The sequence below is a fragment of the Neisseria sicca VK64 genome, from assembly GCF_000260655.1.
GTDB lineage: Bacteria > Pseudomonadota > Gammaproteobacteria > Burkholderiales > Neisseriaceae > Neisseria > Neisseria sicca_B.
On record NZ_AJMT01000090.1, the window covers coordinates 1 to 8,922 of the forward strand.

At 47.9% G+C, this 8,922-nt stretch carries 8 protein-coding genes and 1 pseudogene; 4 read left to right on the top strand and 5 right to left on the bottom strand.

Going from position 1 to position 8,922, the window contains the following annotated elements; genetic code table 11:
• From HMPREF1051_RS05535 to HMPREF1051_RS05545, 3 genes are all read right to left on the bottom strand, one after another.
• Positions 1-467: hypothetical protein (locus HMPREF1051_RS05535; protein WP_003765553.1), on the bottom strand; the 467-nt coding region annotated here is incomplete at its 3' end.
• A gap of 289 nt (positions 468-756) precedes the next feature.
• Positions 757-1,095 (bottom strand): iron-sulfur cluster insertion protein ErpA, encoded by a 339-nt coding sequence (erpA, locus tag HMPREF1051_RS05540; protein ID WP_003758366.1) that lies wholly within the window; start codon positions 1,093-1,095, stop codon positions 757-759.
• Positions 1,096-1,311: 216 nt separating this feature from the next.
• The gene (locus HMPREF1051_RS05545) at positions 1,312-1,998 is read right to left on the bottom strand and encodes a S24 family peptidase (RefSeq protein ID WP_003758368.1); all 687 of its coding nucleotides are present in this window, start codon (positions 1,996-1,998) and stop codon (positions 1,312-1,314) included.
• Positions 1,999-2,297: 299 nt separating this feature from the next.
• Between HMPREF1051_RS05545 and HMPREF1051_RS05550 the strand changes: the two genes are divergently transcribed.
• The gene (locus HMPREF1051_RS05550) at positions 2,298-2,573 is read left to right on the top strand and encodes a hypothetical protein (protein ID WP_003758370.1); all 276 of its coding nucleotides are present in this window, start codon (positions 2,298-2,300) and stop codon (positions 2,571-2,573) included.
• 408 nt (positions 2,574-2,981) lie between these two features.
• Here the strand turns inward: HMPREF1051_RS05550 and argC are convergent, their stop codons facing one another.
• On the bottom strand, positions 2,982-4,025 hold the full coding sequence (gene argC / locus HMPREF1051_RS05555) for an N-acetyl-gamma-glutamyl-phosphate reductase (protein ID WP_003765563.1): 1,044 nt from the start codon (positions 4,023-4,025) through the stop codon (positions 2,982-2,984).
• A 137-nt stretch (positions 4,026-4,162) separates the two neighbouring features.
• Complete coding sequence (locus tag HMPREF1051_RS05560; protein ID WP_003765557.1) at positions 4,163-5,008, bottom strand: DUF817 domain-containing protein; 846 nt, start codon at positions 5,006-5,008, stop codon at positions 4,163-4,165.
• 364 nt (positions 5,009-5,372) lie between these two features.
• Here HMPREF1051_RS05560 and HMPREF1051_RS05565 point away from each other — a divergent pair, with 364 nt between their 5' ends.
• The 3 genes and pseudogenes from HMPREF1051_RS05565 to HMPREF1051_RS05575 form a co-directional block, all read left to right on the top strand.
• Positions 5,373-6,656, top strand: a complete 1,284-nt coding sequence (locus HMPREF1051_RS05565; RefSeq protein WP_003765559.1) for an FAD-binding domain-containing protein — start codon at positions 5,373-5,375, stop codon at positions 6,654-6,656.
• Between the two features lie 638 nt (positions 6,657-7,294).
• A complete protein-coding gene (locus HMPREF1051_RS05570) occupies positions 7,295-7,558 on the top strand; it encodes a PAAR domain-containing protein (protein WP_009310839.1) in 264 nt (87 codons plus the stop codon).
• A gap of 212 nt (positions 7,559-7,770) precedes the next feature.
• Positions 7,771-8,922 (top strand): annotated as a pseudogene (locus HMPREF1051_RS05575) (type VI secretion protein IcmF); the annotation flags it as partial.

Genomic DNA, 8,922 nt, shown 5'->3' on the forward strand with positions numbered 1-8,922 from the left:
AGCTTATGAGCGATTTCCGCTTGTTTTTTATGCTCAAACGCCACCCGTTCCTGCCATTCGATGCGCTTGCGCTGGATGATTTGCTCGGTCGCGCTGGCAAGGTGGAAATGGCAAACGGGACATTCCGTCGCCTCGTGATCCTCAATCAGGGTCAAACATACGGGACACTGGCGGATTTCAGGAGCCGCTTCTTCCTGTTCTTCGCCGCTGAGATCCAGCTCCAATTCCATCGATTGGCGGACGATGACATCCAATCCCAAATAATTGAAATATTGTTGGGCATTTTCACGTTCGTCTTGGGTGCAGTTCTCGGCAATAATGGCTTGCGGACGTTCGGCAAGCGCTTGAACCAAATCTTCGGCTTCTTTTTCCGGTAGATTATCGTACAAGCAGGCGTTGATGCGCTCGCGATCGACATCCGGCGGATAAGAAACATAAACGTCGTAAAGTTTATCTTGTTTCTTCATTGTGATCCCATGAGATATAAAATCCTGCTTTGTTATTTGGAGGCAGGTATTTAGTGTCGGTTTTGTTATAAAGTATAGATTATTATTCGTCTATTTGTCTTAACCGAAGGATAAAGGGTATTTTATTCGGCTGAAATAGTATAAATGCCCGATTCTGACCGATTATAGTATATTAATGAATATTACCAAATGGAACTATGAATTATAAGATAGATGTTATTGCTTTGAAAGCATATCAATCTAAAAGGCCGCCTGAGTGAACAGACGGCCTTTTTTAGAAAACGGCGTATTAGACGGAAAATGAAGAACCGCAACCGCAAGTGGTCTCCGCATTCGGATTGCGGATAACGAATTGGGAACCTTGCAGGCTTTCGGTGTAGTCGATTTCCGCGCCGACCAAATATTGATAGCTCATCGGATCGACCAGGAAAGTCAGCCCGTTTTTTTGGATTTCAAAATCGTCATCGTTTTTGATTTCGTCAAAGGTAAAACCGTATTGGAAGCCTGAGCAGCCGCCACCGTTGACGAATACGCGCAGTTTCAAGTCGGGATTGTTTTCTTCGGCAATTAAATCAGCTACTTTGGTGCAGCAGCTTTCTGTAAAAATGATAGGGCTTTCGTCTGACATGATGTGATTCCTTTTATATGAATATTGCCAGTATTGTCGCGCAAACGGATTCTTGAAGCAAGAAGAGGGTGTTGCGGGTCGGGCGGCAATATCTGTCAACCGCTTACATGGCTGCAATCTCGAAAAATTTCAATAGGCAGGCGGACAGCCTTTACACCGTCCGTCCTGTTAAAAAATAGGAAAACATGAATTCAGGTCGTCTGAACACAACGCAGATCAGATAATCCGTCCAAACCATTCCACGCGGCCGATGATGGCAACATCTTCGGTCATTTTGTTTAAATCGATTTCAAAGGCCGGGTAGGCTTCGTTGGCGGAGATGACGTTGACGATGCCGCCGGGGATGACTTGCAGCCGTTTCACCAAAAGATTTTCATTGATACGCAGAACATATAACCCATCGCGCGGGGTGGTTTCGCTGCGGTTGATGAGGATGGTATCCCCGTCGTTCAGGACGCCTTCCATAGAGTCGCCTTTGACGGAAATGACCGACAGGTTTTTGGTGTCGCGGGTAACGTAGTTTTCAATCCAGTAACGGCGGAATGCCATGGTAAACATGGGTTTTTCATCGCCGACAAGCTGTCCGTGTCCTGCGGCGGCATGGATGTCGTAGCGCGGAACGAAGATAAATTCGTCAATATCGACCGGATTGCCCAAAGTGTCGTAAGCGGTGGCTTTAGGCGGCTCGGTATTGGGAAACGGCTCTCCTTCTCCCGTCAGAAGCCAGTCTATGCTGCATCCTTTGAGCTGTTTGATTTTTTTCAGGGTTTCGGATTTGGGTAATCCGCCCTCGTTCCAGATGCGGCTGAAGCCGGCGATGGTCATATCGATATCGGCCGCAATTTTGGCTTGTCGTGCTTCATCTTTCCATAGAAAAGCCAGTCTGTCTTTAAAGGTATCCATGTTGTTCCTTTGGTTTAAGTGTGATTTTTAATACACTTTAAATGGTTAATGTGTATTTTACCTTAGTTTTTATCAAATTGTAAGAAAAATATTAGTTATGCTAAGAAAAAGTATTGCTGTTTTTGTTTTTTCTGAGTATTATGTGCTTATTGTTAGATTAATCGAATAATTTCGGTTCAAAAATACTTTTATTTTTAATTTGTATCTCGGTTTTGATGCTTTATTCTGATTAATCTGATTTTTTAGACTGAATTATGTTTTATTTGAATGTGTTTTAGATTTTGTTGGAGGCTGTGAAAATGACTCGTTATCGTAAAAATGCTTGGTTGGTTCTGACTGCTTTTGTATTGGGTTTTTTGGCGTTTCCTTTCAGTTATTCGCAAGCGCATCAATCTGATATCAGCGTTTCGGCACAAGAGTGCGAGCAGTTGAATAATTTGGTTTTGGAAAATATGAACGGGCAGCAGCAAGTATTTGCGCGCGAGTGTGATACGGTTGAGGCTTCGCATGATTGGGAGCAGCAGTACGGCAATTTGAATGAAGAAGAATTGGTTGCCGGTATTGTGTATGAGTGAGTGGCTGTGAAGCTGCTGTTATGAAGCTCTAAATCTGGAGGCGGGGAATTTTTGAGTTTGTATAGTGGATTAACTTTAAACCATTACGGCGTTGCCTCGCCTTAGCTCAAAGAGAACGATTCTCTAAGGTGCTGAAGCACCAAGTGAATCGGTTCCGTACTATCTGTACTGTCTGCGGCTTCGTCGCCTTATCCTGATTTAAATTTAATCCACTATATAATGGACGGGCAGGGTAGGCATGCGCCGTGTGGTTAAAGTTCGCCGACTAGAAATTCTTTAGATTTGTGATTTGGAAGGCATTTGCTATTGTAGTTGTTGATAAGGGGTCGTCTGAAAACGGCGTGAGTGGTTTTCAGACGACCCCTTTAGATGGATGAAAATCCCTCTTGTTCGGAATGACCGTATACATCAGGGAAGTAGCGGGGCGTTTTGCAGACCGAGCTGTTCGTCAAAACCGAACATGATGTTCATGTTTTGAATGGCTTGTCCTGCTGCGCCTTTCACTAAATTATCGATGACGGACAAGGCAATCCAAACGTCGGATTGCGGCGCTTGCTGGATGCTGATGCGGCACAAATTGGCTCCGCGGACGCTGCGTGTTTCGGGTGTGGAACCGGCAGGAAGGATGTCGACAAAGGGGCTGTCCCGATAGTATTCGCGAAGTATCTCTTCAGGATGGCAACCGTCCTCAAGATGCAAGTAAAGGGTTGCGTGCATACCGCGTATCATGGGCGTGAGGTGCGGAGTGAAGACAAAACCATCGGCGATGTCTGCCTGCAATGTTTGGATGGTTTGTTTGATTTCGGGAAGGTGGCGGTGTCCGCCGATACCGTATGCTTTGAAATTGTCGCCCGCTTCGCAGAAGAGTGAACCGATGTTGCCTTTGCGCCCTGCGCCGGAGACGCCGGATTTGCAGTCGGCAATCAATGGCATGTGTGCTTTCAGACGACCTTGTTGCAGCAAAGGCAATAAGGGCAGTGAAACGCAGGTGGGATAGCAGCCGGGGTTGGCGACGATGCGTGCGTTGGCAATGGCGTCGCGGTTCATTTCGCTTAATCCGTATACGGCTTGCGGGATAATATCGGGGCTGGCGTGGCGCATGCCGTACCATTGTTCCCATGTCGGGATGTCTTGGATGCGGAAGTCGGCGGATAGGTCGACGATACGGACGTTTTGGTTCAGAAGCGCGGGTGCTTCCTTCATGGCGACGCCATTGGGCGTGGCAAAGAACACGACATCACATTGATCTAGTCGGGCTTGATCCGGCGTTTGGAAGGTTAAGTCATAAATGCCGCGCAAACTGGGAAAGTAATCGGCAATGGCAATGCCCGCTTCGCTCCTGCTGGTAATGGCGGTTACTTCGACATTGGGGTGCGTGCTGAGCAGGCGGAGCAGTTCTACGCCGGTGTAGCCTGTTGCGCCGACGATGCCGGCTTTGATTTTTTGATTCATGATTTCTCCGTTGGGTGGGCTTTAAATATGGAGGTTTAGTTTAATGGGATGAGGGTCGTCTGAAAAGGGGAAGGGGGTAATACGGCATGTTCTGACGATTGACCGTGTGGAAATCAGTATTCGTCTGACGGCATCCCTTAGTCTTTAGAAACGCTGATGGTGTGTTTGACGTGTTTTAAATTCGCCACGATGGTAAACGTCATCATCACCAGCAAAGCCCACGAACTCCATTTGCTGATGTGTACCGATGCCCATGCGCCGATTTGGTTGGGATAACGCCAAACGCCGAACAAAGTCCCCAAGTTTTCTGCCAGCCAAATGAAAAAACCGATCAGGACGAAAGACAGCAGCAGCGGCATTTTTCGGGTAGTGTCATAGGGCGTGTATAAAACCGTTGTCCGCGCATACAGCCCGAGTGCGAATGCGGCGAGATACCAGCGGTAGTCGCCGAGATAGTGATGAGTGAAAAAATTGACGTAAATTGCCAGCGCGCACAATGTGCTCAACCAATACGGCGGATGGCTTTTGATTCTGATATTAAAGAGCCGCCAAGCCTGGATGATGTAGCTGCCGACCGCCGCATACATAAAGCCTGCAAACAGCGGCACGCCGCCGATTTTGGTGTATGCCTCGTCCGGATAGCTCCAAGACTGAATGTCGCCCGATGTTTTGAACCACTCCAAAGCAAAGCCCACCAAGTGAAAAAGCGTAATCGATTTCACTTCGTCCCACGTTTCCAGCTTGAAATACAGCATCGCAGCCTGCACGGAGACTACAAAAATCAGCAGCAGGTCATAGCGTGAAATCCCCAGCCAGCCTGTTTTCGGAATCAGGAACATGGCGATGAAAAACAGACCTGCAAACAAACAGGCGCGCGCTTCTTTCAGTCCGAAAAACCAAAATTCGACCGCAAAACGCCGCCAATCGTACAAATCATCCCGTTTCGGATGTTCCATCAGCCAAGTATCCAGTTTGCCTAACATATTTTCAGACGACCTTCAGATTTGCAAAGTGACGGAATATAACGGAAATAGGGAAGAGGTGGGATGCGGTATGACGAACGGCAATGTTGGGAGATGGGGCGATGAGGGGTTGTCTGAAATCGTGTGCGATGTTTAGCATTTTTGAGCAATAGGATGGAGTAGAACAATGAGCCTGCGTGAGTGAGGGGAATTGAGTTTAGGGCAGGTTCGGAATAGGGAGTATCGCGCAGTTTGAAACAGCAAACAGCTTTTGCGAATGGCACGCCCTAGATTTTCAGACGACCTTCCCGTATTCCTCCTCCTTCTTTGGACTGTAAAATTTCTGCTAAAATCAAACGCCTTATCCCTTTCAGACGACATCGCCATGCAAGCACATACATTGGTCTGGTTCCGCCGAAACCTGCGCATACGCGACAACGCCGCGTTGTCCGCCGCCGTGAAGCGGGGATTGCCTGTGGCAGGCGTGTGGGTGGCGCGGAGGTCGTCTGAAATCCCCAATCCGCGTCAGGATTGGTTTCATTATCAGGCGGCAGCGGCTTTGCATAGATCGCTGGCGGCGCACGGTGTGGCTTTGTATGTGGTGAACCGTGTGGAAGAATTGCCTGCTTTGGCGACGCGGTTGAATGTTCAGACCGTAATTGCAGACGAAGCCTATACGTCGTCTGAAATCGGGCAAGATAACCGAATTTGGCGGATTTTGGATGAACAAGGCGTTGCGTTCGAGCGTGTTAACGACCGTGCCATATTCGCCAAGGCAGAAATCATGGGCAGTCACGGCGCGCCTTATACCGACTTCCCGCATTATAAAGAAGCGTGGCTGGCTTTGTTTCGGCAGCGGTTCGGCGGGCGGGATGCGGGAGGCGGACGCGCTGAAATTTTTCAGACGACCTCTGTTGAAATGCCGTCATTCCCAGCGTGGAACGGGCAGCAGGACATGGTTTCCGCACAGCGCGGCGGCGAAGATGAGGCGGACAAAAAATGGCGGCAGTTTGAAGAAAATATCGGGTTTTATCCGATTATGAAGGATTTTCCCGCCAGAAAAGGCACCAGCCGCTTGAGCGCGTATTTGAGCGCAGGCTGCATTTCGCCGCGCGTGTTGGCGACTGAAGCCGCAGGGCAGGGTGCGGATGCTTGGTTGGACAACTTGATTCAGCGCGATTTCTATCAGCAGCTTGCTTACCACCGCGCCCGCATCGAGCCTGAATCTGCTGCCGAATCTGCGCCGTTTTCAGACGACCTGACGGAACGCTGGCGGCAGGGGGAAACAGGTTTCCCGCTTATCGATGCCGCCATGCGCAGCCTGAAATTGAGCGGCTGGCTGCATCCCGCTCTGCGTTCCCTGACGGCAGAATTTTTGTGTGGCGTCCTGCATCAGCCGTCCGAACACGGCATCGTTTGGTTCGCCACACAGCAAACCGATTTTGACCCCGCGTTGAACGAGGGCAACTGGCAAACCGCCGCCCGCAATGCTCACCGGCGCTCCATCAATATTATCCAAACCGCCCGCCGGCTTGATCCCGACGGCACATTCGTCCGCCGCCACATCCCCGAGTTGGCACATCTACCCGTTAATCTCGTCCATACCCCGTGGCTCGCCTCGTCTGAAATTGACGCACACGGCTATCCGCCGCCCGTCGTCGCGCCCTAGAGCGTGATTATCGCTCGGTAACGGCTACGGGTTTCTCATCAAACGACCTCTTTAAGCGTAAAAATATAGTGGATTAACTTTAAACCATTACGGCGTTGCCTCGCCTTAGCTCAAAGAGAACGATTCTCTAAGGTGCTGAAGCACCAAGTGAATCGGTTCCGTACTATCTGTACTGTCTGCGGCTTCGTCGCCTTGTCCTGATTTAAATTTAATCCACTATAGCTTGAAGAAGTCTGCCCTTGAAACACTTTTCTCCTTAAATCTCCTATCCTCAAACTTAAAACCGTCCCATTGTGGACGGTTAATTCATTTTTGAAATAAGCAAGTCAGGTTGCCTCAAGAGGTTGCCTCAAGAGGTCGTCTGAAAATTGTTTTGTTTATTTTTTCTAGAGCGGATTAATTTTAAAACCGGTCGGGCTTTATCCTGTTTTGATTCGGTATGAACTTAAGTTGTCATAAATATTTGAATGGCAATGGCTTTATTCATTATTTTAAAAAATCGATTGGCACTCAAACCATCGTAATTTTGCCCGCGTTATAACCCGTTTGATAAGCGGTATGAATTTGATATTTAACGGTAGTTACTAATTTATTTATTTTTTGATATGATAAGTAAATTTTTTAAAAAGGTAAAAACTATGAAAGGTATTATCAGGCTGGGAGATGCGACTACTCATGGAGGCGTTGTGGTTCAAGCGTCTTCGGATATGGTCATTGAAGGAAAGCCTGCCGCTCTGGTAGGCGATTTGGTTTCTTGCCCCATACCCGGGCATGGCACCAATCCGATTATCGAAGGCAGTCAATATATGTCGTTTAAAGGGCGCGATGTCGCTGTGGACGGTTGTAAAACTGCATGCGGCTGCGCTTTGATCAGCAGTATGCCGACTGTCGGAAGCGACTAAGGGGAATGGAATCTGCAAGGAGTTAAAGTGCCGGATTGTCGGAAATAAGATACAAAATTGCATAATCCTTTTAGTGTTGCAGGTTTTTAGGGGCACATGCCTGATTCGGGGCAGGTTTGGCAAAAAGCCTTTCATCTTAATAATTCAAAAGTTCTGATATTCAAAATACAGATTAAGTTTTTAGATTTTAAGTTTATTTTTCGGAAGTTATTATGAAGCCAATTTTTACTGGCATAGTGGTTATTATTCTAAGCATCGTCAGTGCAGTCTTACTCTACTTTTTAGGTCATAAATTCGGAATCGATACATCTGCAGCCAAAGCGGTTGTGTGGGCGTGTATCACGGTAGTGACTTCATTAATATTCTTTATCCCTCTGTTGACACGAATGCTTTGGTCAGGCGTGTCTGACAGACATTCCAATTTGAAGCATCTGAATCCCGAAGATTTAAGCGGCGACAGTGCGGAATCTACCCATTTGATCGGCGTGTCGGAACGCTGGGAGCAGTTGAGACATATCCACTTGCTGACCAAGCAATATAAAAAACACCGTAAGCCTTGGATTTTTGTGGTCACTCAAGATACTGCCTTACTGGAAGCCTCTTTGCCGGATATCCGCCGTCAGTTGTGGGTGGAAACCGCATCGGCTATTTGGATTGATGCACAGGCTATGGAGCCTGCAGGCGGTTGGCAATATCTGAGGGGCGTGGGTAAACGTCCTGCCGAAGGCATTGTTTCGCTTCAGGCAAAATCCTCAATTCACGAAAATGCCGCGCAATTGACCGAGTTGATGAAAAAGCTCGGATGGAAGCTGCCGATTAATCAGGTGTATCTGACCAATGAAGCCGATGAAATGCCATCAGCCATCAGCCATGCTTTGAAATATGGTTCGACTGTATCGGCAACGGAGTTGGCGAAAGAATTGGATCAGTTTGCCAACCAGTTGGCACCAGTGGGTACGCAGCTGATTGAGGAAGATTTGCGCCAAACACCTATTGCAAAACTGTCTGCGACATTGCCCTCTCAAAGTCAGGCTTTGGCAGATCATATTGCTGCTGAAAAACGGAGTTTGGGAAAACTGGATACAGTTGCCGGCGTTTCGTTTATTCAAACCAACAATCCCGAACAATCAGGAGATTTGATTTACCGTGCGTTTAACGATCTGTCTGTTTTGGGTTCAGGTAAAAAACTGCATTTGTCCAAAACGGAAAAAACCTATCTGGCAATGAGTGCCGTAGCCTTGTTGGTCGGTAGTGTGTTTGCAGTGGGTGCGCACAGCAGTTATCAAGATATAGGTCGTCTGAATGCTGATTTGGAAAGTGTTCAGAAGGCAAAATCACGCTCGGAAAAAGTTGCAGCCTTAATC